Source organism: Halomonas sp. H33-56, assembly GCF_040147035.1.
GTDB lineage: Bacteria > Pseudomonadota > Gammaproteobacteria > Pseudomonadales > Halomonadaceae > Halomonas > Halomonas litopenaei.
Genome location: NZ_JAMSHP010000001.1, coordinates 88,585 through 110,080 on the forward strand (window position 1 = coordinate 88,585; position 21,496 = coordinate 110,080).

The 21,496-nt window shown below is 65.1% G+C and carries 25 protein-coding genes; 12 read left to right on the forward strand and 13 right to left on the reverse strand.

The window, feature by feature from the left end:
* Positions 1-28: 28 nt before the first annotated feature.
* Entirely contained in the window at positions 29-1,279 is a 1,251-nt protein-coding gene (gene serA / locus NFH98_RS00390; RefSeq protein ID WP_045993890.1) for a phosphoglycerate dehydrogenase, read from the reverse strand.
* A gap of 338 nt (positions 1,280-1,617) precedes the next feature.
* On the opposite strand from serA, the gene NFH98_RS00395 reads away from it, so the two are divergent.
* Genes NFH98_RS00395 through dxs form a run of 3 tightly spaced genes read left to right on the forward strand, consistent with a single transcriptional unit; the run spans position 1,618 to position 4,700 of the window.
* Positions 1,618-1,896 (forward strand): exodeoxyribonuclease VII small subunit, encoded by a 279-nt coding sequence (locus NFH98_RS00395; protein WP_045993891.1) that lies wholly within the window; start codon positions 1,618-1,620, stop codon positions 1,894-1,896.
* A 4-nt stretch (positions 1,897-1,900) separates the two neighbouring features.
* Positions 1,901-2,770: a (2E,6E)-farnesyl diphosphate synthase gene (gene ispA / locus NFH98_RS00400; protein WP_045993952.1), complete on the forward strand. Its 870-nt coding sequence runs from the start codon at positions 1,901-1,903 to the stop codon at positions 2,768-2,770.
* Positions 2,771-2,786: 16 nt separating this feature from the next.
* The gene (gene dxs, locus NFH98_RS00405) at positions 2,787-4,700 is read left to right on the forward strand and encodes a 1-deoxy-D-xylulose-5-phosphate synthase (protein ID WP_348827387.1); all 1,914 of its coding nucleotides are present in this window, start codon (positions 2,787-2,789) and stop codon (positions 4,698-4,700) included.
* Between the two features lie 89 nt (positions 4,701-4,789).
* Here dxs and NFH98_RS00410 read toward each other — a convergent pair whose 3' ends face one another.
* On the reverse strand, positions 4,790-4,972 hold the full coding sequence (locus tag NFH98_RS00410) for a hypothetical protein (protein ID WP_108131886.1): 183 nt from the start codon (positions 4,970-4,972) through the stop codon (positions 4,790-4,792).
* Between the two features lie 228 nt (positions 4,973-5,200).
* On the opposite strand from NFH98_RS00410, the gene djlA reads away from it, so the two are divergent.
* Complete coding sequence (gene djlA / locus NFH98_RS00415; RefSeq protein ID WP_045993894.1) at positions 5,201-5,980, forward strand: co-chaperone DjlA; 780 nt, start codon at positions 5,201-5,203, stop codon at positions 5,978-5,980.
* 418 nt (positions 5,981-6,398) lie between these two features.
* Positions 6,399-7,949 carry a Na+/H+ antiporter NhaC family protein gene (locus NFH98_RS00420; RefSeq protein ID WP_108131884.1) on the forward strand — a complete coding sequence of 517 codons (1,551 nt, stop codon included), beginning with the start codon at positions 6,399-6,401 and terminating at the stop codon, positions 7,947-7,949.
* 217 nt (positions 7,950-8,166) lie between these two features.
* Here the strand turns inward: NFH98_RS00420 and NFH98_RS00425 are convergent, their stop codons facing one another.
* The 5 genes from NFH98_RS00425 to ribA form a co-directional block, all read right to left on the reverse strand.
* A complete protein-coding gene (locus NFH98_RS00425) occupies positions 8,167-8,463 on the reverse strand; it encodes a hypothetical protein (RefSeq protein ID WP_349622096.1) in 297 nt (98 codons plus the stop codon).
* 204 nt (positions 8,464-8,667) lie between these two features.
* Positions 8,668-8,964 carry a hypothetical protein gene (locus NFH98_RS00430; RefSeq protein WP_108131883.1) on the reverse strand — a complete coding sequence of 99 codons (297 nt, stop codon included), beginning with the start codon at positions 8,962-8,964 and terminating at the stop codon, positions 8,668-8,670.
* 282 nt (positions 8,965-9,246) lie between these two features.
* On the reverse strand, positions 9,247-9,564 hold the full coding sequence (locus NFH98_RS00435; protein ID WP_349622097.1) for a hypothetical protein: 318 nt from the start codon (positions 9,562-9,564) through the stop codon (positions 9,247-9,249).
* A gap of 174 nt (positions 9,565-9,738) precedes the next feature.
* Positions 9,739-10,023 (reverse strand): hypothetical protein, encoded by a 285-nt coding sequence (locus NFH98_RS00440; protein WP_045993899.1) that lies wholly within the window; start codon positions 10,021-10,023, stop codon positions 9,739-9,741.
* An 84-nt stretch (positions 10,024-10,107) separates the two neighbouring features.
* The gene (ribA, locus tag NFH98_RS00445) at positions 10,108-10,743 is read right to left on the reverse strand and encodes a GTP cyclohydrolase II (protein WP_045993900.1); all 636 of its coding nucleotides are present in this window, start codon (positions 10,741-10,743) and stop codon (positions 10,108-10,110) included.
* Between the two features lie 171 nt (positions 10,744-10,914).
* Here ribA and hemE point away from each other — a divergent pair, with 171 nt between their 5' ends.
* Together hemE and NFH98_RS00455 are read left to right on the forward strand one after the other, a co-directional pair.
* Positions 10,915-11,991: a uroporphyrinogen decarboxylase gene (gene hemE, locus NFH98_RS00450; RefSeq protein WP_348828108.1), complete on the forward strand. Its 1,077-nt coding sequence runs from the start codon at positions 10,915-10,917 to the stop codon at positions 11,989-11,991.
* Positions 11,969-12,358, forward strand: coding sequence for a VanZ family protein (locus NFH98_RS00455; protein ID WP_348827389.1), 390 nt, complete (start codon positions 11,969-11,971; stop codon positions 12,356-12,358). The genes hemE and NFH98_RS00455 overlap by 23 nt, the downstream gene beginning before the upstream one ends.
* Before the next feature lie 165 nt (positions 12,359-12,523).
* Here NFH98_RS00455 and NFH98_RS00460 read toward each other — a convergent pair whose 3' ends face one another.
* On the reverse strand, positions 12,524-13,042 hold the full coding sequence (locus NFH98_RS00460; RefSeq protein WP_348827390.1) for a hypothetical protein: 519 nt from the start codon (positions 13,040-13,042) through the stop codon (positions 12,524-12,526).
* Between the two features lie 290 nt (positions 13,043-13,332).
* Here NFH98_RS00460 and NFH98_RS00465 point away from each other — a divergent pair, with 290 nt between their 5' ends.
* Positions 13,333-13,764, forward strand: coding sequence for a host attachment protein (locus tag NFH98_RS00465; RefSeq protein ID WP_045993902.1), 432 nt, complete (start codon positions 13,333-13,335; stop codon positions 13,762-13,764).
* 58 nt (positions 13,765-13,822) lie between these two features.
* Here NFH98_RS00465 and NFH98_RS00470 read toward each other — a convergent pair whose 3' ends face one another.
* Positions 13,823-14,749 (reverse strand): LysR family transcriptional regulator, encoded by a 927-nt coding sequence (locus tag NFH98_RS00470; RefSeq protein ID WP_045993903.1) that lies wholly within the window; start codon positions 14,747-14,749, stop codon positions 13,823-13,825.
* Positions 14,750-14,936: 187 nt separating this feature from the next.
* Between NFH98_RS00470 and NFH98_RS00475 the strand changes: the two genes are divergently transcribed.
* Positions 14,937-15,713, forward strand: coding sequence for a ferredoxin--NADP reductase (locus NFH98_RS00475; RefSeq protein WP_045993904.1), 777 nt, complete (start codon positions 14,937-14,939; stop codon positions 15,711-15,713).
* A 103-nt stretch (positions 15,714-15,816) separates the two neighbouring features.
* On the opposite strand, the gene NFH98_RS00480 is transcribed toward NFH98_RS00475, so the two are convergent.
* Positions 15,817-16,452, reverse strand: coding sequence for an SDR family oxidoreductase (locus NFH98_RS00480; protein WP_287163608.1), 636 nt, complete (start codon positions 16,450-16,452; stop codon positions 15,817-15,819).
* A gap of 156 nt (positions 16,453-16,608) precedes the next feature.
* Between NFH98_RS00480 and NFH98_RS00485 the strand changes: the two genes are divergently transcribed.
* Positions 16,609-16,824: a DUF3820 family protein gene (locus NFH98_RS00485; protein ID WP_045993906.1), complete on the forward strand. Its 216-nt coding sequence runs from the start codon at positions 16,609-16,611 to the stop codon at positions 16,822-16,824.
* Positions 16,825-16,886: 62 nt separating this feature from the next.
* Here NFH98_RS00485 and glnK read toward each other — a convergent pair whose 3' ends face one another.
* The 3 genes from glnK to NFH98_RS00500 all read right to left on the reverse strand — a co-directional run bounded on the left by glnK (position 16,887) and on the right by NFH98_RS00500 (position 19,054).
* Positions 16,887-17,225 carry a P-II family nitrogen regulator gene (gene glnK, locus NFH98_RS00490; protein WP_045993907.1) on the reverse strand — a complete coding sequence of 113 codons (339 nt, stop codon included), beginning with the start codon at positions 17,223-17,225 and terminating at the stop codon, positions 16,887-16,889.
* Between the two features lie 190 nt (positions 17,226-17,415).
* On the reverse strand, positions 17,416-18,666 hold the full coding sequence (locus NFH98_RS00495) for an ammonium transporter AmtB (protein ID WP_348827392.1): 1,251 nt from the start codon (positions 18,664-18,666) through the stop codon (positions 17,416-17,418).
* Between the two features lie 49 nt (positions 18,667-18,715).
* Positions 18,716-19,054, reverse strand: a complete 339-nt coding sequence (locus tag NFH98_RS00500) for a P-II family nitrogen regulator (protein ID WP_045993909.1) — start codon at positions 19,052-19,054, stop codon at positions 18,716-18,718.
* Between the two features lie 385 nt (positions 19,055-19,439).
* Here NFH98_RS00500 and NFH98_RS00505 point away from each other — a divergent pair, with 385 nt between their 5' ends.
* Together NFH98_RS00505 and NFH98_RS00510 are read left to right on the forward strand one after the other, a co-directional pair.
* The gene (locus NFH98_RS00505; RefSeq protein ID WP_045993910.1) at positions 19,440-19,820 is read left to right on the forward strand and encodes an accessory factor UbiK family protein; all 381 of its coding nucleotides are present in this window, start codon (positions 19,440-19,442) and stop codon (positions 19,818-19,820) included.
* 119 nt (positions 19,821-19,939) lie between these two features.
* Positions 19,940-21,445, forward strand: coding sequence for a YifB family Mg chelatase-like AAA ATPase (locus NFH98_RS00510; protein WP_348827393.1), 1,506 nt, complete (start codon positions 19,940-19,942; stop codon positions 21,443-21,445).
* Positions 21,446-21,496 lie beyond the last annotated feature (51 nt).

Consider the following 21,496-nt stretch of genomic DNA (forward strand, 5'->3'; position numbering starts at 1 on the left):
CGCCGCGTGCAGGCGCTACGTCCGCCGCTCAGTCGGCGTAGTTGGTCTCGGAGTACAGCACCCGGGTGCGCAGGGTGTGGTTCACCTCGCGCAGGGCTTCGAGCGCCTGGGGACCGTAGGCCTTGTCGACGTCGATGACCACGTAGCCGACCTTTTCATTGGTCTGCAGGTACTGGCCGGAGATGTTGATGTCGTTTTCCGACAGCACCCGGTTGATCTCGGACATCACGCCGGGCACGTTCTCGTGGATGTGCAGCAGGCGGTGCTTGTCCGGGTGGGCCGGCAGTGCAACCTCGGGGAAGTTGACCGAGGTGATGCTGGTGCCGTTGTCGGAGAAGGTCACCAGCTTCTCGGACACCTCGACGCCGATGTTCTCCTGGGCCTCCAGGGTGGAACCACCGATGTGCGGGGTGAGGATGACATTCTCGAGGCCACGCAGCGGGCTTTCGAACTCGTCGGCGTTGCCCTTGGGCTCCACCGGGAAGACGTCGATGGCGGCGCCGTTGAGTCGGCCTTCCTTGATCGCCTCGGCCAGGGCCTCGATCACTACCACGCTGCCGCGGGCGGCGTTGATCAGGATGGCGCCGGGCTTCATCAGGCTGATCTGCTCCTCGCCGATCATCCAGCGGGTGGACGGCAGGTCGGGCACGTGCAGGCTGACCACGTCGGAGCGGGCGAGCAGCTCCTCGAGGCTGGCGACCTGGCGCGAGTTGCCCATGGCCAGCTTGGTGATGACGTCGTAGTAGATGACGTCGAAGCCGAGCGCCTCGGCCAGCACCGACAATTGCGAGCCGATGCTGCCGTAGCCGACGATGCCGAGGGTCTTGCCGCGGGCCTCGTGGCTGTTCTTGGCGCTCTTCAGCCAGCCGCCCTGGTGAGCACGGGCGTTCTTCTCGGGAATCCCGCGCAGCAGCATGATGGCCTCGGCCAGCACCAGCTCCGCCACCGAACGGGTGTTGGAGTAGGGGGCGTTGAACACCGGAATGCCGCGCACCAGCGCCGCCGTGAGATCGACCTGATTGGTACCGATGCAGAAGCAACCGACCGCCACCAGCTTCTCGGCCGCCGCGAACACCCGCTCGGTGAGCTGGGTGCGGGAGCGAATGCCGATGAAGTGAACATCACGGATCTTCTCGATCAGCGACTCTTCGTCGAGCGAGGTCGGCATATGCTCGATATTGGTGTATCCGGCGTTGAGAAAATTGTCCACTGCACTCTGGTGGACGCCCTCGAGCAGCAGGATCTTGATCTTGCTCTTGTCCAGGGACGTTTTGGCCATGGTCGAATCAACCTCTTGGAGTTGGCGGCAGCCAGCGGCTGTGTGGTGGGGCAGGCGAAAAATCAGGGTCCATAGAGTACCACAGGGCGGCATTTTCACGTTGAAAATCCTTGCACCGCAGCATGAGCCATCTGCATGTACCGCCGTCCTTTCGAGGGGCGCTTCGCGGGCCGCGGATAAGGGCCAGGGCAGACGACCCCGGGGGGAGAGCGTGTATACTGTCGCCCTTTGGGGAAAGGCCGGACGTCGTCAGCGAGCCTGCGTTTCCCGGGTGGCCCATCGTCGGCCGTGAACTCGCAATCTCGGGTCAGCCTTTGACCCGCCGCCTGGAGGGGCGCATGGCAACGCAGGACCGCCAGCCAACACAGAAAGATGACGAGTCGCTCGACTTCGCCTCGGCCATGACCCAGCTGGAGACACTGGTCGAGCGCCTGGAGTCCGGCGAGCTGACGCTGGAGGAGTCGCTCAAGGCCTTCGAGCAGGGCGTGGCCTTGACGCGAGATGCCCAGAAGCGGCTCGACGAGGCCGAACTCAAGGTGCGCAGCCTGACGGAGAACGCCGACGGTGGCATGCAGCTGTCGCCTTTTGATATCGGGGAGGAACCGGGTGAACGCTGACACCATGCTGGCCCGCTTGGCCGCAGACCGGGCGCGGGTAGACCGCTGCCTCGAGGGGCTGTTCGAACAGCGCCACGTCGTCGAACCCCGGCTCGAGGCGGCGATGCGCCACGGCCTGCTGGTCGGAGGAAAGCGCCTGCGTCCCATCCTGGTCTACGCCGCAGGGCGTGCGCTGGGAGCCGACGACGACGAGCTCGATATCCCCGCCGCCGCGATCGAGCTGATCCACGCCTACTCGCTGGTCCACGATGACCTGCCGGCGATGGACGACGACGACCTGCGACGTGGCCAGCCCACGGTGCACAAGGCCTTCGACGAGGCCTCGGCGATTCTCGCCGGTGACGCCCTGCAGACGCTGGCATTCGAACTGCTGGCGAGCTCTCGCTCGCCCCGCCTGGGCGCCCTGGTGGCGACCCTGGCCAAGGCGTCTGGTCGCGACGGCATGGCCGCCGGCCAGGCGCTGGATCTGGCGGTGGTGGGCGAACGTCCCGACCTGGCGATGCTGGAAACCATGCACCGCCACAAGACCGGTGCGCTGATTCGCGCTGCGGTTCGCCTCGGTGGACTGGTGGCGGTGGCCGAGGACGATTCGCGTCTGGGGGCGTTGGACACCTATGCTGCGGCCATGGGCCTGGCGTTTCAGGTGCATGACGACGTGCTGGACGTCACCGGCGACACCGATACCCTCGGCAAGACCTCGGGGGCCGACGCGGCCCGCGACAAGCCGACCTATCCCGCCCTGCTCGGGCTTGACGGCGCCCGAGCCAAGGCCGGTGCGCTGATCGACGAGGCACTCGACGCCATCGCCCCGCTGGGCGAGGCGGCGGCGCCTCTGGCCGGGCTTGCCCGCTACATGATCGAGCGCGATCACTGACGACCACAGGGCTAACATGAAGCTGTTCGACACGATTCCCACCGAGCGGCCGGCGACACCGCTGCTCGATACTCTGGATACCCCGGCTGCGCTGCGTGCCATGAGCGCAGAGCAGCTCAAGCGCGTGGCCGACGAGCTGCGCGCCTACCTGCTGTATAGCGTCGGCGTTTCCGGCGGCCACTTCGGCGCCGGCCTTGGTGTGGTCGAGCTGACCGTGGCGCTGCACCACGCCTTCCGCACGCCCCACGATCGCCTGGTGTGGGACGTGGGCCACCAGGCCTATCCCCACAAGATCCTGACCGGCCGCCGCGAGGCCATGACCAGCATTCGTCGCTACGGTGGTCTGGCCGCCTTTCCCCGGCGTGCCGAGTCGGAGTACGACACCTTTGGCGTCGGCCATTCCAGCACCTCCATCTCGGCGGCCCTGGGCATGGCTCTGGCGGCGCGCACGCAGAAGCAGGAGCGGCGCGTCTGTGCCGTCATCGGCGACGGCGCCCTGACCGCGGGCATGGCCTTCGAGGCCCTGGCCCACGCCGGCCACGTCAACGCCAACCTGCTGGTCGTGCTCAACGACAACGAGATGTCGATCTCCGAGAACGTCGGTGGCGTGGCCAGCTACCTGGCACGGATTCTGGTCAGCAAGCCCTATCTGAGCATGCGCGAGAACGGCAAGCGGGTGCTGTCCCACCTGCCGGGAGCGCTGGAGCTGGCGCGGCGCACCGAGGAGCACGTCAAGGGCATGGTCAGCCCGGCCACCCTGTTCGAGGAGATGGGCTTCAATTATGTCGGGCCCATCGACGGCCACGATATCGACGCCCTGACCGATGCCCTCACCAGCATGCGTGAGCTGGACGGACCACAGTTTCTGCACGTGAAGACGTGCAAGGGCCGGGGCTTCCTGCCGGCGGAGTCCGATCCCATCGGCTACCACGCCATCACCAAGCTGGAGACGCCGGAGGCCGCCAAAGCCAAGCCCCCGGTGACCGCGTCGAATGCGCCGCCAAAGAAGAAGTACTGCAGCGTGTTCGGCGACTGGATCTGTGACATGGCCGCCGCCGACGAACGTCTGATCGGTATCACCCCGGCCATGCGTGAGGGGTCGGATTTAATCCGTTTCTCCAGGGAGTACCCCGAACGCTACTACGACGTGGCCATCGCCGAGCAGCACTCGGTGACCCTGGCCGCCGGCATGGCCTGCGAGGCAATGAAGCCGGTGGTGGCGATCTACTCGACCTTCCTGCAGCGTGGCTATGACCAGTTGATCCACGACGTGGCGGTGCAGGAGCTGGACGTGACCTTCGCCATCGATCGTGCCGGCCTGGTCGGTGAGGATGGGCCCACCCACCACGGCGCCCTGGATTTGACCTACCTGCGCTGCGTACCGGGCATGGTGGTGCTGGCGCCGGCGGACGAGGCCGAGTGTCGCGCCATGCTCAGCGCCGCCTACCATCATCCGGGGCCAGCGGCGGTACGCTATCCCCGCGGTACCGGTCCCGGCGTGCCCATTCCCGCCGACCTCGAGCCGCTGCCCATCGGTGTGGCCGAGCCGCGGCGTCAGGGCAAGGGCGTGGCGCTGCTGGCCTTCGGTAGCCTCAATGACCCCGCCGGGGTGGTGGCCGAGCGGCTAGACGCCTCCCACATCAATATGCGCAGCGTCAAACCGCTGGATCGTGAAGCCGTGCTAGAGGCCGCCCGCGGCCACGACCTGCTGGTCACCCTGGAAGAAAACGTGGTGGCCGGAGGCGCCGGCAGTGGCGTCAACGAACTGCTGCTGGCCGAGGGTGTCGCGGTGCCGGTGCTCAACCTGGGCCTGCCCGATGTCTTTGCCGAACACGGCAAGCCGGCTGAGCTGCTGCGTGACTGTGGCCTCGATGCCGACGGTATCGAGGCGGCGATTCGACGCCGTCTGGACAAGCACCGAAAGCGCTGAGCGAGGGCGCCTGCGTCGCGCGCGGCACGAGTATGTCTGTCATGCCATCGGCCCCCGCTCCAGGGGGCCGATGGCGTCTGGGACCAGGCTCAGCGATGGCTGGCGCTTTCGACCAGGCGTTCGATGACGGACCTGGCAGTGTCAGATGGCGGCGTGTCCACCCCCAGCAAACCCTGCCAGGGGAATACCGAAGCATTGGAGGCCAGGCTGACGCTGATGCTGGCGGAAGCGATGGCGCCGACGATGGCAAGGCGCGTGATCGATAGTCGCATGGGAGTGTGAACCGAGCGGCTTGAAATGGCGTGCAGTGTCGCGCTTGCAGATGACCATTCGATGAAACAGCGAAGGCTGGACCTTCGCCGCCGGCTCGACGGCGATGGTATGCTGCCTGCTCATACCCCTTTGGCGGGACCTGGCATCGCCGCGACGGTTGGCCAGGGCCGAAACAGAAAAAGACGTGGCGTCGCCGCTTGGTGACGTAGCGCACAAGAGAGGATTTTATGCTGACCATCATCGTGATTGGCGCGGTAGTGGGCTTCCTGGCCGGTGGGCCGCTGGGCATGCTGATCGGCGGCGGTATCGGCTGGTGGCTGGGCGGGCGCCTGCGCGGCGGTCTGATGCTCAGCAAGGGCCTGGCCGAGATGCAACGTCAGTTCATGGACTCCACCTTTGCGGTGATGGGGGCGGTGTGCCAGGCCGATGGTCAGGTCAGCGGCGAGGAACGCCAGGTCCTGGAGCAATTGCTGGTGCGCCTGCGTCTGCCGGAAAGCACCCGTGCCAGCGCCCGCGCCGCCTTCGAGCGCGGGCGCGCCAGTGACTTCGACCTCGACGGCGAGATCGCACGGGTGGCCCGGCTGACGCGCGGGCGCAGCGCGCTGCGCCAGATCTTCCTGCAGGTGCAGCTTTCTGCCATCGCCGCCGATGGGGTGCTGCACCCGGCCGAGCACAGCATGCTGATGCGGGTGGCCCGCGGGCTCGGCTGCAGCGAGGCCGAGATCGCCCAGATCGAGGCCATGCTGCGGGGCGGCGCCTCCCATGGTGCCGGCGCGACCCAGGAGAGCCAGAGCCCGCTGGAAGATGCCTACAAGGTACTCGGTGTCAGCGACGAGGCCAGTGACGCCGAGGTCAAGCGCGCCTACCGCAAGCTGATGAGCGAGAACCACCCGGACAAGCTGGCCAGTCGTGGCCTGCCCGACAGCATGCGCGAGGTCGCCGAGGCCCGCACCGTCGAGATCGGCAACGCCTACCAGCGCATTCGCCAGGCCCGCGGTCAGGCCTGACGACCCCAGGGCCAAGTGGCACTGGCCTGGCGCCTGACGTCGTTGCCGGCGAGCGCTACACGGCAGAGGGCATGAAGGGGGTGGAGGTGGAGACGCGGCGTTCTGACTGAGGCGAGGGCCGTCGGGACGTTGCCTGGTGTATCTCCAGAGAGGGTGTCGGCTGTCGGTGTTGGGGAGGCGGGTCGCGGGGTGATGGAGGTATCTGTCGGCGCCGTCACCCGATGTCCGAGGGGAATTTTCAGGGTGGTCAGCTAGCTGCAGGCCGGCGCTGGCTTGTACTTCTGGAACGGCGGTTGCGGGGATGTGACAGCGCGGTTGCCGTTTGTGCCGCAAGCGCCTAGGATGCCCCGCTGCCCGCACGACGCCGTCCGGCGTCATCCCCTCGGGCCAAGACCGACAAGAACCCAGGAGACTCCCGATGTCCTTCGGACTCTTATCCCTGTTGCCGCCGCTGCTGGCCATCCTGCTGGCATTGGCGACGCGCAACGTCATTCCCGCGCTGTTCTGCGGCGTCTGGCTCGGGGCGACCATGCTCGCCGGCTACAATCCTGCCGCCGGCCTCTACAACAGTTTTTCTGACTTTATCGTGCCGAGCATCGGCGACGAGTGGAACGCCACCGTGCTGATCTACTGTGGCCTGTTCGGGGTCTTGATCAGCGTGCTGCAGCGTACCGGTGGCGCCCACGCCATCGCCCGCGCCATCTCGCGCAAGGTCGCCAGCGCCCGTGGCGCCCAGGGCAGCACGCTTGGCCTTGGCATGCTGATCTTCTTCGAGGACTATTTCAACGCCCTCACCGTGGGCAGCGTGATGCGTCCGATCACCGATCGCATGAAGGTCTCCCGCGAGAAGCTCGCCTACATCGTCGATTCCACCTCGGCCCCCATGTGTCTGCTGGGCCCGGTGTCCACCTGGGTGGTCTTCGTCATGGGGCTGATCGGCACTCAGCTGGGCGAGATGGAGGTGAGCGGATCGGAGTACCTGATCTACCTGTCCTCGATTCCGCTGAACTTCTACGCCTGGCTGGCGCTGGGGATGATCTTCTACATCGTCGTCACCCAGTGGGACTTTGGTCCCATGGCGCGGGCGGAACGTCGCGCCCGGGAGACAGGCAAGCTGATGGAAGACACCGCCAAGCCGCCTTCCGAGACCGACGCCATGGAGCTCAAGGCGCCGGAAGACACCGCTCGCAAGCGCAACATGCTGGTGCCGATCGGGGTGTTGCTGGCGATGATTCCGCCGCTGTTTCTGTGGACCGGCAACTTCCCGGAAAATGACCTGGTGACTGCGGTGGGCAATGCCGACGGCGGTCAGTCGATCCTGATCGCCACCCTGGTGGCGGTGATGACGGGGCTGGCCATGGGCATGAGTCAGCGGCTGTTCGACTTCCGCGAGGCCATGGATATCGTGGTCGAGGGCATCAAGAGCATGACCCTGGTCTACATCATCCTGGCGCTGGCCTGGTCCATCGGCAGCGTCACCTCCGAGCTTGGCACCGCCGACTACCTGGTCAGCCTGACCGAGGCCAGCATTCCGCCCAGCCTGGTACCGGTGCTGCTGTTCCTGATCGGCGCCGTGGTGGCCTTCACCACCGGCACCTCCTACGGCACTTTCGCCATCATGATTCCGATCGCCATGCCGGTGGCGGCGGCCATGGACCTGCCCATGGCGCTGGCCATCGCCTCGGTGCTGAGCGGCGGCATCTTCGGCGATCATTGCTCGCCGATTTCCGATACCACCATTCTGTCGTCGGCGGGGTCGAGCTGTGACCATATCGACCATGTGCGCACCCAGCTGCCCTACGCGGTGACAGCCGGTGTCGCAGGACTGGTGGCCTTCTTCGTGGCCGGCGTCACCGGTACCACCTGGATCGGAGCGATCAGCGGTGTCGCCGTGATGTTGACCATCGCGCTGGTGATGAAGGCGCTGTGGCAGCCACGGCAGGTCGATTCCGCGCCTCAGACACGCTGACGCAGCCTCGACGGCCGGGTCGCCGGATCACCGGGTCGCTGAGTGCCTGGTCCCGCACCTGGCCCCGTGTCCGGTAGACCCTCCCCCAGGCCGAGGATAAAAAGACCCGGCACAAAAAGACCCGGCACATAAAAAGGCCCCGCCGACATCACGTCGGCGGGGCCTCTGCGTTGGTACTCGGGGTCTTTACCCGCGGGCACCCATCGGATCGGTGCGCTTAGCCGGTGGTGGCCTGACGGGCCAGGTCAAGGTCGTGCTCGCTCATGGCGAAGTCGGTGCGCTTGGCCTGAACCCGTAGCAGCTCCAGCCGGGCATTGGCCATGGCGTTGCTGCCGTTGTCGGCGATATGGGCGTTGCCGACCTGATGGGCGGTCTCCAGCGCGCTGGCGCTGACCTGAGCCAACGGCTCGGCGTTGAGCTCCTGGGCGCGGTCAGTGGCGCGGTCGGCCTGGGCGGTCAGCGGCAGGGCAGCGGCGAGCAGGGCAGTAGCGGCGATCTTGGTAGTGGCTTTCATGGTGTCTCTCCTGTAGGCCTGATGGGCTTCTGGGTGAGCCCTTGGCCATCGCGTATGTCGGTTTCAGCGGTCGTCTTGCAGTCTTTGTCGAAGGGCCTGTGTTGCTGGCCTTCGCGATCGTCTGTTGGAGATGACGCCGGGCGTCATTTGGACGTTGCCGGTCATCATCAAGTCAAACGGTCGTTTTAATCTGGTCGGCAAAAATTAGCCGGTGGTGGCCTGACGGGCCAGGTCCAGGTCATGCTCGCTCATGGCGAAGTCGGTACGCTTGGCCTGTTCGCGCAGCAGCTCCAAGCGGGCGTTGGCCATCGCATTGCTGCCGTTGTCGGCGATATGGGCGTTGCCGACCTGATGGGCGGCGTCGAGGGCGGCGACGCTGAGGCTGGACAGCGGCTCGGCGTTGAGCGCCTGGGCACGGTCACTGGCGCGGTCGGCCTGGGCGGTCAGCGGCAGGGCAGCGGCGAGCAGGGCAGTAGCGGCGATCTTGGTAGTGGCTTTCATGGTGTCTCTCCTATTGGGCCTCGTGGCCCTTGTCTCTCTTGCTTTCGACCGATTCAAAATAAAACGGTCGTTTTAATTTTGGTGGCATTTTTTGGCCCCTCAGGGCCTGCCTTTTCTGCAGCTTGTCATCCTTGTCATCCTGGACCTTGGTGACTCTGTCCGGCGTTCGAAGGATGTATCCAACGGGTACTGCATGAAAACTTGCGGCAATAATATTAACAGGCTAACGGAATGTCAAATACCGATTCGACCTTGGTCTAAGTCGCCTTTACACAGCGCAGCCTAGATGGTCACCGCGACACGTCGTCCGTCCTGCTGCAAAAAGCGAGTGGCCTGGGCCTGGTCGCGATGCAGTTGCAGCCTGGCGTTTGCCAGCGTCTTGCCATCATGGGTCGAGACGGCGGTGTTGCCGATACGTTGGCCACCGATAGCCAGAGGCTCGACATCGGCGACTTGCTGCCCCAGCACGTCATCGGCCAACGGGGCCTGGTCGGTCAAGGGCGATTCGTTCAGGGCCAGGGCGTACTTGGGTGGTGCAGCCTGGGCCAGAGCGGGCAGAGAGGCGACGATCAGGGCAGCGAGGATCAAGGTGGGTTTCATGTCGAAGCTCCTTCCGGTATCAGCGGGTGGCGTCACCCGCTGTCGATGTGTGTATTTTGTTAGCGTTCTATCGAAAGCGCCAGGTAATCGCTTTTATGGCTTCGATAAGGCGGCTCTATTAAAACGGTCGTATGTCTGTAGCGGTGCAAAAACAAAGGCATTTTTTTCTTGCTGTTACTTGGTGGCGGCGCGACCGAGGTCGAGATTGAGCATGAAGTCGGTCATTTCCACATGGCGAGACTGCAGCCGCAGGCGAGCCTTGCGCAGGGCTTCGGTGCTGTCGCTGGCGATGTGGGCATTGATCACTTCATGGCCCTGCTGTGGCATGGCGTCGCGCATGGACAGGGGTTGGCTGTTCAGCGCGCGGGCCAGGTCGGTGGCACGGGCGTCGGCCTGGGCCGTCAGCGGAAGTGTGGTCACGGCGGCAATGGCGGCAATCGAAAGCAGCTTGAGTTTCATGTCGGCACCTCGAAGGTCAAGATCAATGGAGCGTAATGTTGCGTTTGATCTTGAGTCGGGGGTGGGCCGGATTCCTTACGCGGCCTATGACTTTTTTTCGATATCCACGTCGTCAGCCTGGGTAAAGTCACCCAGCGCCATCATGTGACCGAGCTTGCCTGCCTTGGTGGACAGGTAGTGCTCGTTGTGGGGATTGAGCCCGGTGGTCAGGGCGACGCGTTCCACCACCTGAACGCCGGCCTGGGTCAGGGCGTCGACCTTGCGCGGGTTGTTGGTCATCAGCTTGAGCCCCTCGACACCCAGGTGTTCGAGCATCGGCACGCACAGGTCATAGCGGCGCAGGTCGGCGGCGAAACCCAGGCGCTCGTTGGCCTCGACGGTGTCGGCCCCCTGGTCCTGCAGGTGGTAGGCGCGAATCTTGTTGAGCAGGCCGATGCCGCGGCCTTCCTGACGCAGGTAGAGGATGACACCGCGGCCTTCGCTGGCGATACGCTTGAGCGCTTCCTGAAGCTGATAGCCGCAGTCGCAGCGCATCGAGAACAGGGCGTCGCCGGTCAGGCATTCAGAGTGCACCCGTCCCAGCACAGGAGCGCCATCGTCGATCTCCCCCAGGGTCAGGGCGATATGATCCTTGCCCGTGGCCTCGTCTTCGAAGCCGTGCATGGTGAAGGTCGCCCAGGGGGTGGGCAGGCGAGAGGCGGCGATAAAGCGAATCGTCACGGGGTACCTCGGAGTCGAAACAACGGCAGCGCCGTCAAGGGGGCGCCCAGTTTATCAGGAAGTCGTGCAAGGCTCACGACACCTTGCCGACGACACAGGGTCGCAGGAGGCCACGCGTTCGGGAGTCATTGCGGTACAATGAGTCGCACATTTTCCCTGGATGACGCCTGCATGGAACTGAAGAACGATCGATTTCTGCGCGCTCTCGCGCGTCAACCGGTGGATCGCACTCCGGTCTGGATGATGCGCCAGGCCGGTCGCTACCTGCCGGAGTACAAGGAAGTGCGCGCCCAGGCGGGAAGCTTCATGGACCTGTGTCGTGATACCGCCCGCGCCTGCGAGGTCACCCTGCAGCCGCTGGAACGCTATCCGCTGGACGCCGCCATCCTGTTCTCCGATATTCTGACCATCCCCGATGCCATGGGGCTGGGCTTGTACTTCGAGACCGGCGAGGGTCCCAAGTTCCGCAAGCCGGTGCGCAGCGCAGAAGACGTGGCAGCTCTGACGGCGCCCGACGCCGAACGCGACCTCGACTACGTGATGCGCGCGGTCTCGACCATCCGTCGCGAGCTCAACGGTCGGGTGCCGCTGATCGGTTTCTCCGGCAGTCCCTGGACCCTGGCGACCTATATGGTCGAAGGCGCCTCCAGCAAGGATTTTCGCCACGTCAAGGGCATGCTCTACTCAAGCCCCGACGTGATGCATCAGCTGCTCGATACCCTGGCCACGGCGGTGACCGACTACCTCAATGCGCAGATCCGAGCTGGCGCACAGGCGGTACAGATCTTCGATACCTGGGGAGGGACGCTGTCCACGCCGGCCTATCGCGAGTTCTCGCTGCGCTACATGGAGCAGATCGTGGCGGGGCTGATTCGCGAACATGACGGGCGCCGGGTACCGGTGATCCTGTTCACCAAGAACGGCGGCCAGTGGCTCGAGGATCTGGCCGACACCGGCGCCGACGCCCTGGGGCTGGACTGGACCACTGAACTGTCCAGCGCGCGCAGCCGGGTGGGCCGCAAGGTGGCACTGCAGGGCAACATGGACCCCAATGTGCTGTTCGCCAGCCCTTCGGCGATTCGCGCCGAGGTCGGCCGTATCCTCGACAGCTACGGCCACGGCCCCGGCCACATCTTCAATCTCGGCCACGGCATCAGCCAGTTCACCGACCCCGACAACGTCACCGCCTTCATGGAGGCGCTGCACGAGTTGAGCCCGGCCTATCATGCCCAGATCGCCTCAGGCTGAAGTCTCGGGCAGGCGGTCTGCATTCGGGCGGTGGTGGTGGGGACTGGCCGCCACCGCCGCCCTGGTCATCGCCTGGGGCAGTCTGATGCCTGCCAGCGAATTGCCGGAAGACCTGCCCTGGGACAAGGCCAACCATCTGATCGCCTACGCCGGCCTGGCAACACTGCTGGCGTTGGCGAGCGGGCGCAGTGGGCTGTCCATGGGACTGGCGGTGGCCTACGGCGTCGCCATCGAGTTCGCCCAGATCCCGGTACCCGGGCGTCTTGGCGGCGATGTCTGGGACATCGTCGCCAATATCCTGGGGGCCGTACTCGGTGTCGGGGCGGTCTGGCTGTGGTGCCGATGGCGGCAGCGCGCTCGCCGCTGAAGCTCTGTCCTGAAAAAGCTCTGTGCTGGAGGTCGGCTGACTTTCGGCTAGCTCCCTTGAGCCTCAATGACGCCTGGAAAACGCCCTGAAAGCGTCCAGTCGCACAATGTCGGCCATGCCGGGACACCGAGCCGCGGCGTTATCTCGGTCAAGGCGACCACCGCGTCAGAGACTTGGCTCCTGGCGACTCGGCTTCTGGACCCTTTGTGGCTCGGGCTCGCCGGTAGACGAACGGTTCAGGTCGAGGCCGGGCTCGCGATGTCCGCGTTTGCTCAGCGGTTCGGCCTTGCGCGTCACCCGAGCATCGCCGACCACCGCGTCGTCGTCCTCCAGCGGCCGGGCCTGGGAGGTCCAGGCCTTGTCGTCATCATGCACCGCCGGACGACGATCGTAGGAGCGGGTGACCACCGCGCCGGGGGCGAAGCCGGGCCGTTGACTGCCCAGGTGATGGGGCAGCAACCACAGCTCGGCCAGCAGGCGTAGTGCGACCATGGTCAGCAGGGTGAGGCCGGCGCCCAGCGCCAGTGGAGGCCAGCTCTCACTCCAGGTGGTCATGGCGACCCAGGGGGTGCGGGGGATCAGCCACCACAGACCGGCGGTGAGAACGCCGAGCTGTGCAATGAAATGACAGCTCAGCAGGGTGCGCCGGGCCAGTGGGGCGCGGGGAAAGAAGAACTGGCGCATGGTCGAGGTCCTCCAGCAGGGGAACTCGCAGGGCGCCAGGATGGGCGGCCCGCGAGTATCAGCGGTGCGGCGCAGGCAAAGGCGATAACCGGACAGGGCCGCAGGCCGCCGGGGCGTGTAACAGATGCCTGCATGCTACCCCAAAGGAGGCAGGGCTCGTCAGTGTCCGTGGAGGGCGACGCCGGTGTCGCCAATAACCACCAGTTGACGCTGCCGGGGTCCGTTGCCATGGTGACTTTGTACCGGTCATTGTGCCGGGAAGTCTGAACACAGGGAGGCGAGGACCGACCATGACGACGACTTATATCGTGGTAGCCGATGCGTCGCGTGCGCGAATCTTCACTCGGACAGGACGCAAGCTGAATGAAGTCGAGAGCCTGGTGCACGCCGAAGGGCGGCTCCACGAAGGCGATCTGGTGACCGACAAGGGCGGTGACGTACATGAATCCAGTGCTACCGCCTCGCGTCAGGCTGGCGGCGAGGAGGTGGCGACCCAGCACCATGAAGTCATCTTTGCCCGAGAGGTAGCCGATCGACTGTATCGTGCCCGTGTCGACAACAGCATGGAAAAGCTGATCATGGTGGCGCCGCCGCGCTTTCTTGGCCACCTGCGCGACAAGCTCGATGCTCCCACCGCCAAACTGGTCATCCACTCCCTCTCCAAGGATCTGACCAAGGCCGACTGCGACAAGATCACCGACGCCGTCGACGATCTGCGCTGATCTGTGCCGCCCGCCGTCCGCGGCGGGCTCTCTCCTGCATAGCGCTAGTCGTTTCCGTTCAGGGCACCTGCGGCAGATCGATCTCGTCGCTGCGCTGGATCCCCTCCGTCATCTGCCGGCACTGGCGTAGAAATTCGCGCATGCCTGCGGTGAGGTACTTGTGACGGTGCCAGATAAAGGTGAACTGTCGACTCAGGTCCAGTTCCGGCGTGGGCAGTGGGGTCAGGCTGCCACGCCGAAAGGCGTCGCGCAGCGCCAGGCGTGAGACACAGCCGATTCCCAGCCCCGACTCCACCGCACGCTTGATGCCCTCGGTATGCTCCAGTTCGAGCAGGATATTGAAGCGACCACGCCGATGGCGGGCTGCCTGTTCGAGGGTCAGGCGCGTGCCTGAGCCCTCCTCTCGCATGATCCAGTCTTCACGCAGCAGGCGGTCGAGCTCCACCGGCCCGCGGTTGGCCAGCGGGTGACGGGGCGAACAGAACACCACCAGGTCGTCTTCGACCCAGGGCTGGGTGATGACCTCGTCCTCCTCGCACTGCCCCTCGATCAGCCCCAGGTCGAGCTGGTGATGGCGAACCGCATCGATGATCGAGCGAGTGTTGCGGACCTGCAGCCTTACCCGGCTGCCGGGGTGGCGCTGCATGAAGTCGCTGATCAACAGCGTCGCCAGATAGTTGCCGATGGTCAGGGTGGCGCCGACATCCAGATTGCCGATGCCTTGCTGGCCTCTGAGCAGTTCTTCCACTTCTTCGGCCCGATCGAGCAGGGCGACCGCCTTGGGCAGCAGCTGGAAGCCCAGTGCATTGAGCTTGAGGCGCTTGCCGATGCGATCGAGCAGCTGGCAGTCGAACTGGCGCTCGAGTTCGGACAGCGCGGTACTGGCCGCCGACTGCGACAGGGCCAGGGCGCGCGCCGCCTTGGACACGCTCTCGTGCTGGGCGACCGCAACAAAGACTTCCAGCTGTCGAAGGGTGTAGCGCATGGCACGGGCTCTCCGGCGCGATAGGGGTAAAGACGTCGGCGATGGACATCTATATCAATGAATTGGATAAGCGTTATCCATACAATCCATTTAACAGATAATATGGCCGGTCTTAGAATTATCCGCAAGACTTGATATCGGGCTTTATTCACTTCAGGAATAAGCCCACGCATTTTAAGGAGTTGGCATGAGCAAGTTTGCCCTGGAAGAAGTGCTGAGCGTTCATCACTGGAACGACTCCCTGTTCACCTTCCGCACGACCCGTGAGCGTAGCCTGCGTTTCAAGAACGGCCAGTTCGTGATGATCGGTCTCGAGGTCAACGGCAAGCCGCTGATGCGTGCCTACTCCGTGGCCAGCCCCAACTACGAGGACCACCTCGAGTTCTTCAGCATCAAGGTGCCCGATGGTCCCCTGACCTCTCGCCTGCAGCACCTGCAGGTGGGTGATCAGATCATGGTCAGCCGCAAGCCTACCGGTACCCTGGTATGTGACGACCTGCTGCCTGGGCGCAATCTCTACATGCTGTCCACCGGCACCGGTCTGGCGCCCTTCCTCAGCCTGATCCAGGACCCCGAGGTCTACGAGCGCTTCGAAAAGGTAGTGCTGGTGCACGGCGTGCGCCACGTCAACGAGCTGGCCTACGCCGACTTCATCACCAAGGAGTTGCCGGCGCACGAGTACCTGGGCGAGGAGATCAGCGAGAAGCTGGTCTACTACCCCACCGTGACCCGTGAAGACTTCCACACCATGGGCCGCCTGACCGATCACATCCGCACCGGCAAGCTGACCGACGACAAGGGCCTGCCGCCCATTGATCCCAAGCAGGACCGGGCCATGATCTGCGGCAGCCCGGCCATGCTCGACGACACCAGCGCACTGCTCGACGAGCTCGGCTTCAATATTTCCCCGCGCATGGGCGAGCCCGGCGACTACGTCATCGAGCGTGCCTTCGTGGAGAAGTAAGACCCCACGACAGGACGCCGCAAACGACGACGCCGATGGCCACTTGCCATCGGCGTCGTCGTTGGTGCTGGCGGATTGAGTCGCCTGGCCGGTGTGGCGGTGGTCAGTCGCCGAGAGCCTCGGCGATCTCGCGTTCGCCGTCCAGGAGCACCGTCTCGTGATTACGGATCTTTCGTTGCCCCAATAGATAGACCAGGGCCTGGGCCACGTTGGCTCTGGAGATCTGGTTGTTGCCCCCGGTCTCGTCCAGCGACGTGGCCACACGGCCGGTGGCGTCGTCGTCGGTGAGCCGGCCTGGCTTGACGATGACATGGTCCACCTTGCTGCTGCGCAGGTAGGCATCGGCAGCGAACTTGGCGGCCATGTAGGGCCTGAGCTTCTCCGGCGCCTGCAGCGGCTGCTCGGCGCGCATGGCGCTGACCATCAGCATGCGATCCAGCCCCTGGCGGCTGGCCTCGTCCGCCACCCGCGTAGCGGCGTAGAGGTCGATCAACAGCGTCTTGTCGGGCCCGGTGTTCGGGCCGGAGCCGGCGGTGAACAGCACCTGTTCGCAACCTTCGAAGGCGGAGGCGAAGTCGCCCTCCAGGTCGGCGACGACCGTCTCGATACCTTGTTGCTCGAACCAGTCGCGTTGCTCGGCGCTACGGATCATGGCGCGAATCGGATGTCCCTGGCGGTGGGCGATGGCGCAGACCTGGCGGCCGATCTGGCCGTTGGCACCTATCACGAGTGTGGTCATGTCGGCCTCCTTGTCGATACCTGGAAATAACCATGGCGTCGATGGGGAAGACTTTCAACGGGGGAGACTTTCAATGGGGAGGCGAATCGATGGCGACGCCGCCCGCAGGCCAGTACCCTGTGCGTCTTTCCCTCACCCACCCGCTCAGGAGCAGCGATGAATCCTCAGGACCTGGAACGCCTGGTTACCTTGCCGATGCCTTTCGGCAAGCATCAAGGCACCTTGATCGCCGATCTGCCCGGGCCTTACCTGGCGTGGTTTGCCCGGGTCGGGTTTCCCCCCGGAGAGATCGGACGCCTGCTGGCGCTGATGCACGAGATCGACCACAACGGCCTGAGCGACCTGCTGGAGCCGTTGCGACGCCGCGGCTGAGCGGCGCCACCTGGCGGGGAGAACCGGTCGCCGTCGTCAGACAGCGTCCTTGTCGGTCGAGGTCAGACAGCATCCTTGTCGGTCTCGCCGGTACGGATACGAATGACTTGTTCAAGGGGAGTGACGAAGATCTTGCCATCACCGATCTTGCCAGTGTTGGCGACCTGGACGATGGCTTCGATGACCTGCTCGGTCATGCCGTCGTCGACCGCCACCTCAAGCTTCACCTTGGGCAGAAAGTCGACCACGTACTCGGCTCCCCGGTACAGCTCGGTGTGGCCCTTCTGACGGCCAAAGCCCTTCACTTCAGTGACGGTGATGCCCTGAACACCGATCTCGGAGAGCGACTCGCGGACGTCGTCGAGCTTGAATGGCTTGATAATCGCGGTCACCAGTTTCATGGCGGGTTCCTCATCCTGTCCGTGTGGGGGCGGCGTCGGTCGTGCCTGGCGCCAACCCGTTGGCGGCGCGCCGTTGCGCCTGTCCTGACTAGTGTGACAAAGCATACCCCTGGCGAACAGCAATAAAAAAGGCCCCCGAAGGGGCCAGGAGGAGCACGCCAGCTCACTGGTGTCGCGGGTAAGCTCAGGCTTACTTCTTGGCGACGTTAAACTCGGGGTAGGCTTCGAGACCACATTCGGCCAGGTCGACGCCTTCGTATTCTTCTTCTTCGCTGACACGCACACCCATGATTGCCTTGATGATCAGCCACACGACCAGGCTAGCGATGAAGACCCAGGCGAAGATGCCGATGATGCCGAGCATCTGGGCGCCGAAGGTGGCGTCGGCGTTGTTCAGCGGGACCGCCAGGACACCCCAGATACCGGCCACACCGTGGGCGGAGATGGCACCGACCGGATCGTCCAGGCGCAGCTTGTCGAGGACCACGATGGCGACCACCACCAGGACACCGCCGACTGCACCGATCAGGGTGGCGCCGAGGGCCGTGGAGGACAGCGGGTCGGCGGTGATGGAGACCAGGCCAGCGATGGCGCCGTTCAGGGCCATGGTCAGGTCAGCCTTGCGGAACCAGATCTTGGCCAGGATCAGCGCGGCGATGACACCCCCGGCGGCGGCAGCGTTGGTGTTCACCAGCACCTGGGCCATGTTGTTGGCGGAAGACACGTCGGAGAGCTTGAGCTCGGAGCCGCCGTTGAAGCCGAACCATCCCAGCCACAGGACGAAGGTACCCAGGGTCGCCAGCGGCATGTTGGCACCGGGAATGGCGTAGATGGCGCCGTTCTTGCCGTACTTGCCCTTGCGCGGACCGAGCACCAGCACACCGGCCAGGGCTGCAGCGGCACCCGCCATGTGGACAATGCCGGAACCTGCGTAGTCGGAGAAGCCTGCTTCGGACAACCAGCCGCCGCCCCAGGTCCAGTAGCCGGAGACCGGATAGATCACGGCGGTCATGACCACGGCGAAGGCCAGGAAGGCCCACAGCTTCATGCGCTCGGCGACAGCGCCGGAGACGATCGACATGGCGGTGGCCACGAACACGACCTGGAAGAAGAAGTCGGCGCGGGCCGAGTAGTAGGGTGCGTCTTCACCACCTGCCAGCACCGCATCGACGCTGTTTTCGGCGCCGATCAAGAAGCCGAGGTTGGGGATGAAGCCGCCGGCGTCGGAGGAGTACATCAGGGCGTAGCCCACCAGCAGATACATGGTGCAGGCGACCGCGAACAGCACGATGTTCTTGGTCAGAATCTCGGCGGTGTTCTTGGCCCGGACCAGGCCGGCCTCGAGCATGGCAAAACCGGCGGCCATCCACATGACCAGGGCGCCGCAGATAAGGAAGTAGAAGGTGTCCAGCGCGTAGCTGAGTTCACTGATATCGACCATGGAAGTGTCTCGCTATATTTTTATCGGAAGTCGGGTCAGGGGACGGGGATCAGACCGCGTCGGAGCCGCGCTCGCCGGTGCGAATGCGGATGACGTCTTCCAGCGGCGTGACGAACACCTTGCCGTCACCGATCTTGCCGCTGTTGGCCGCGTTGCAGATGGCTTCCAGCACGCTGTCCAGTCGGGCCTCGTCGATCGCAACCTCGACTTTCACCTTGGGCAGAAAGTCGACGACATACTCGGCGCCGCGGTATAGCTCGGTGTGGCCCTTCTGGCGGCCGAAGCCCTTGACCTCGGTCACGGTGATGCCCTGGACGCCGTTGTCGGCCAGCGCCTCGCGGACGTCGTCCAGCTTGAAGGGCTTGATGATGGCGGTGATCAGTTTCATGGCATGGCTCCCTACGTGCATAAGGTGGCGGCTTGTTTCCGCTCGGTGCATGGATATCTATGCATAGCGATATACGTGCCATAAATTTGGCAAAAGCTTTGTTTACAATGGCTTGTGGTTGTTTTGGAAAGCAAGAGACGAAAAACACCCGCGAGTTTGCGGCACTGCATCAAAGTTAATGCACTGTTTTGGTGCTGGCGCGCATTGGTGGTGCGTCATTGGCGAGCATGCTGTGTCGGGTCGCGTGCCGGGGCGCGTGTAGGTATCAGGGAGTCGCCAATGCGCCGGGCGCCAATGGGCAAGGGCCACGAAGCATGCGTTGGGCGCCCGGCTTGCGTATCCTGTCGGCAACGGAGTTCCCATCGACGTTTCAAGGAGAGCCATCATGGTCAGTCAGGATCGCATCAGCCGTTTGGCACAGCAGATCGGCGAGCGCTTGCAGGGCGCCTCCCAGGCCCCGGAAGACATCCAGAAGGGGGTCCAGCAGGTGGTGCGTGGCGCCTTCGATCGTCTCGAACTGGTGTCACGCGAGGATTTCGACATCCTCATGGACGTATTGCAGCGCACCCGCTCCCGGGTCGAGGCGCTGGAAAAGCAGGTAGCGGCGCTGGAGAGCCTGGTCGAGGAACGTGCAGCGCCCGCTGGCGAAGCGACCGCGGCGCCTGCCGTGGCCGAGGAAGCCGCCGAGGTACCGGTGCCGCCGGTGCCGGAACAGGGCAAGCAGGACGAGGCGTCGAGCGGTTCAGCCGACAAGCCCTCCGCCTGAGGCTTCGGACGCAGAGCGTCACAAGATATGCCGGCCCGCCCTGGCGGGGGGCTGGCATGGGGCGCCGGTGAGGTGGGCGTGCTCTACTGGTCATGAGCCTTCCGTCAGGCAGGGAGCCCATGACGCTTGCCATCATTGCCACCCGTGCGGGACTGGGGCTGGACGCCCCCGAGGTGCAGGTCGAGGTACACCTGGCCAACGGCCTGCCGGGCATGACCCTGGTCGGCCTGCCCGAGACCGCAGTGCGCGAAAGCCGCGAACGGGTGCGCAGCGCCCTCGCCACCTGCGGCCTCGACTACCCGCTACGCCGCATTACCCTGAATCTTGCTCCCGCCGATCTGCCCAAGGAGGGTGGACGCTTCGATTTGCCCATCGCGTTGGGTCTGCTGGTGGCTTCCGGCCAGTTGCCCGCCGCCGCACTGGAGGGTGTCGAGTGTGCCGGCGAACTGGCCCTCGATGGCCGGTTGCGGCCGGTAGCCGGCATGCTGCCCTTCGCCATGGCCACCCGTCAGGCTGGGCGGCGCCTGATCCTGCCCGAGGCCAACGCCGATGAGGCGGCCCTGGTCAATGGACTGGAGGTGCTGCCGGCGGCGCACCTGCTCGACGTCGTCGCCCACCTGGTCGGGCGCATTCCCCTCGTTGCTCACCTACCCGTCGCACCGCCGCAAGACGGGCCTGCGGCGCTGGATCTGTGCGATGTGCGTGGCCAGTATCAGGCCCGGCGAGCGCTGGAGGTGGCGGCGGCGGGTGGGCACAACCTGCTGTTTGCCGGGCCGCCCGGCACCGGCAAGACGTTGCTGGCCAGCCGACTGCCCGGGCTCTTGCCGCCGCTTGGCGATGACGAGGCGCTGGAGGTAGCGGCGATTCGCTCGGTGTGCGCGCTTCCCCTGTCCGATGGCTTTGGCCGTCGTCCGTTTCGCTCGCCTCACCACACCGCCAGCGCGGTCTCGCTGGTCGGTGGCGGCTCGCGTCCGCGGCCCGGCGAGATCTCGCTGGCCCATCGCGGCGTGCTGTTTCTCGACGAGCTGCCGGAGTTCAGTCGCCAGGTGCTGGAGGTGTTGCGCGAGCCGCTGGAAAGCGGCGAGATCCATATCGCCAGGGCCAGCCACGAGCGACGATTTCCTGCTCGTTTTCAACTCGTTGCCGCAATGAATCCTTGCCCCTGCGGCCATCTGGGGGATCCGCGTCAGGACTGTGTATGCACCGCGTCCCAGATCCAGCGCTATCAGGCGCGCCTGTCCGGCCCCCTGCTCGATCGCATCGACCTGCAGGTGGAGGTGCCGGCGCTGCCGGTGGAACAGTTGACGTCGCATCAGCCGGGGGAAAGCACCGAGATGGTGCGCCGACGCGTGATGGCGGCGCGTCAGCGTCAGCAGCAGAGGGGAGTGCTCAACGCCCAGCTCGCCGGGGCCGCGCTGGAGCGAGCCTGCGCCCTGGAGGTGGCCGAGCGCACCTGGCTGGCGCAGTCGCTTGAGCGCCTGCGGCTGTCCGCCCGGGCCTACCACCGGGTACTGCGGGTGGCGCTGACCCTGGCCGACCTGGCCGGGCGCGAGCGTCCGTGCCGTGACGACCTGATCGAGGCCATCGGCTATCGACAGCTGGATCGGCTGTTGCGCAAGGGCTGACGGGCGCCGCACGGTCGCTCCATGCACCCGTTATCGCCAGGCATAGCGCCT

Coding starts and splice junctions, on each gene's coding strand:
- NFH98_RS00480 (WP_287163608.1), bottom strand. CDS start 16,452: ATGACCACACTCGTGATAGGTGCCAACGGCCAGATCGGCCGCCAGGTC.
- NFH98_RS00435 (WP_349622097.1), bottom strand. CDS start 9,564: ATGAAACCCACCTTGATCCTCGCTGCCCTGATCGTCGCCTCTCTGCCC.
- glnK (WP_045993907.1), bottom strand. CDS start 17,225: ATGAAACTGGTGACCGCGATTATCAAGCCATTCAAGCTCGACGACGTC.
- serA (WP_045993890.1), bottom strand. CDS start 1,279: ATGGCCAAAACGTCCCTGGACAAGAGCAAGATCAAGATCCTGCTGCTC.
- NFH98_RS00500 (WP_045993909.1), bottom strand. CDS start 19,054: ATGAAACTGATCACCGCCATCATCAAGCCCTTCAAGCTGGACGACGTC.
- NFH98_RS00465 (WP_045993902.1), top strand. CDS start 13,333: ATGACGACGACTTATATCGTGGTAGCCGATGCGTCGCGTGCGCGAATC.
- NFH98_RS00455 (WP_348827389.1), top strand. CDS start 11,969: ATGCCCAGATCGCCTCAGGCTGAAGTCTCGGGCAGGCGGTCTGCATTC.
- NFH98_RS00510 (WP_348827393.1), top strand. CDS start 19,940: ATGACGCTTGCCATCATTGCCACCCGTGCGGGACTGGGGCTGGACGCC.
- NFH98_RS00505 (WP_045993910.1), top strand. CDS start 19,440: ATGGTCAGTCAGGATCGCATCAGCCGTTTGGCACAGCAGATCGGCGAG.
- NFH98_RS00410 (WP_108131886.1), bottom strand. CDS start 4,972: ATGCGACTATCGATCACGCGCCTTGCCATCGTCGGCGCCATCGCTTCC.
- NFH98_RS00420 (WP_108131884.1), top strand. CDS start 6,399: ATGTCCTTCGGACTCTTATCCCTGTTGCCGCCGCTGCTGGCCATCCTG.
- NFH98_RS00495 (WP_348827392.1), bottom strand. CDS start 18,666: ATGGTCGATATCAGTGAACTCAGCTACGCGCTGGACACCTTCTACTTC.
- dxs (WP_348827387.1), top strand. CDS start 2,787: ATGAAGCTGTTCGACACGATTCCCACCGAGCGGCCGGCGACACCGCTG.
- NFH98_RS00475 (WP_045993904.1), top strand. CDS start 14,937: ATGAGCAAGTTTGCCCTGGAAGAAGTGCTGAGCGTTCATCACTGGAAC.
- NFH98_RS00430 (WP_108131883.1), bottom strand. CDS start 8,964: ATGAAAGCCACTACCAAGATCGCCGCTACTGCCCTGCTCGCCGCTGCC.
- NFH98_RS00470 (WP_045993903.1), bottom strand. CDS start 14,749: ATGCGCTACACCCTTCGACAGCTGGAAGTCTTTGTTGCGGTCGCCCAG.
- NFH98_RS00395 (WP_045993891.1), top strand. CDS start 1,618: ATGGCAACGCAGGACCGCCAGCCAACACAGAAAGATGACGAGTCGCTC.
- NFH98_RS00440 (WP_045993899.1), bottom strand. CDS start 10,023: ATGAAACTCAAGCTGCTTTCGATTGCCGCCATTGCCGCCGTGACCACA.
- ispA (WP_045993952.1), top strand. CDS start 1,901: ATGCTGGCCCGCTTGGCCGCAGACCGGGCGCGGGTAGACCGCTGCCTC.
- NFH98_RS00425 (WP_349622096.1), bottom strand. CDS start 8,463: ATGAAAGCCACTACCAAGATCGCCGCTACTGCCCTGCTCGCCGCTGCC.
- NFH98_RS00460 (WP_348827390.1), bottom strand. CDS start 13,042: ATGCGCCAGTTCTTCTTTCCCCGCGCCCCACTGGCCCGGCGCACCCTG.
- hemE (WP_348828108.1), top strand. CDS start 10,915: ATGGAACTGAAGAACGATCGATTTCTGCGCGCTCTCGCGCGTCAACCG.
- djlA (WP_045993894.1), top strand. CDS start 5,201: ATGCTGACCATCATCGTGATTGGCGCGGTAGTGGGCTTCCTGGCCGGT.
- NFH98_RS00485 (WP_045993906.1), top strand. CDS start 16,609: ATGAATCCTCAGGACCTGGAACGCCTGGTTACCTTGCCGATGCCTTTC.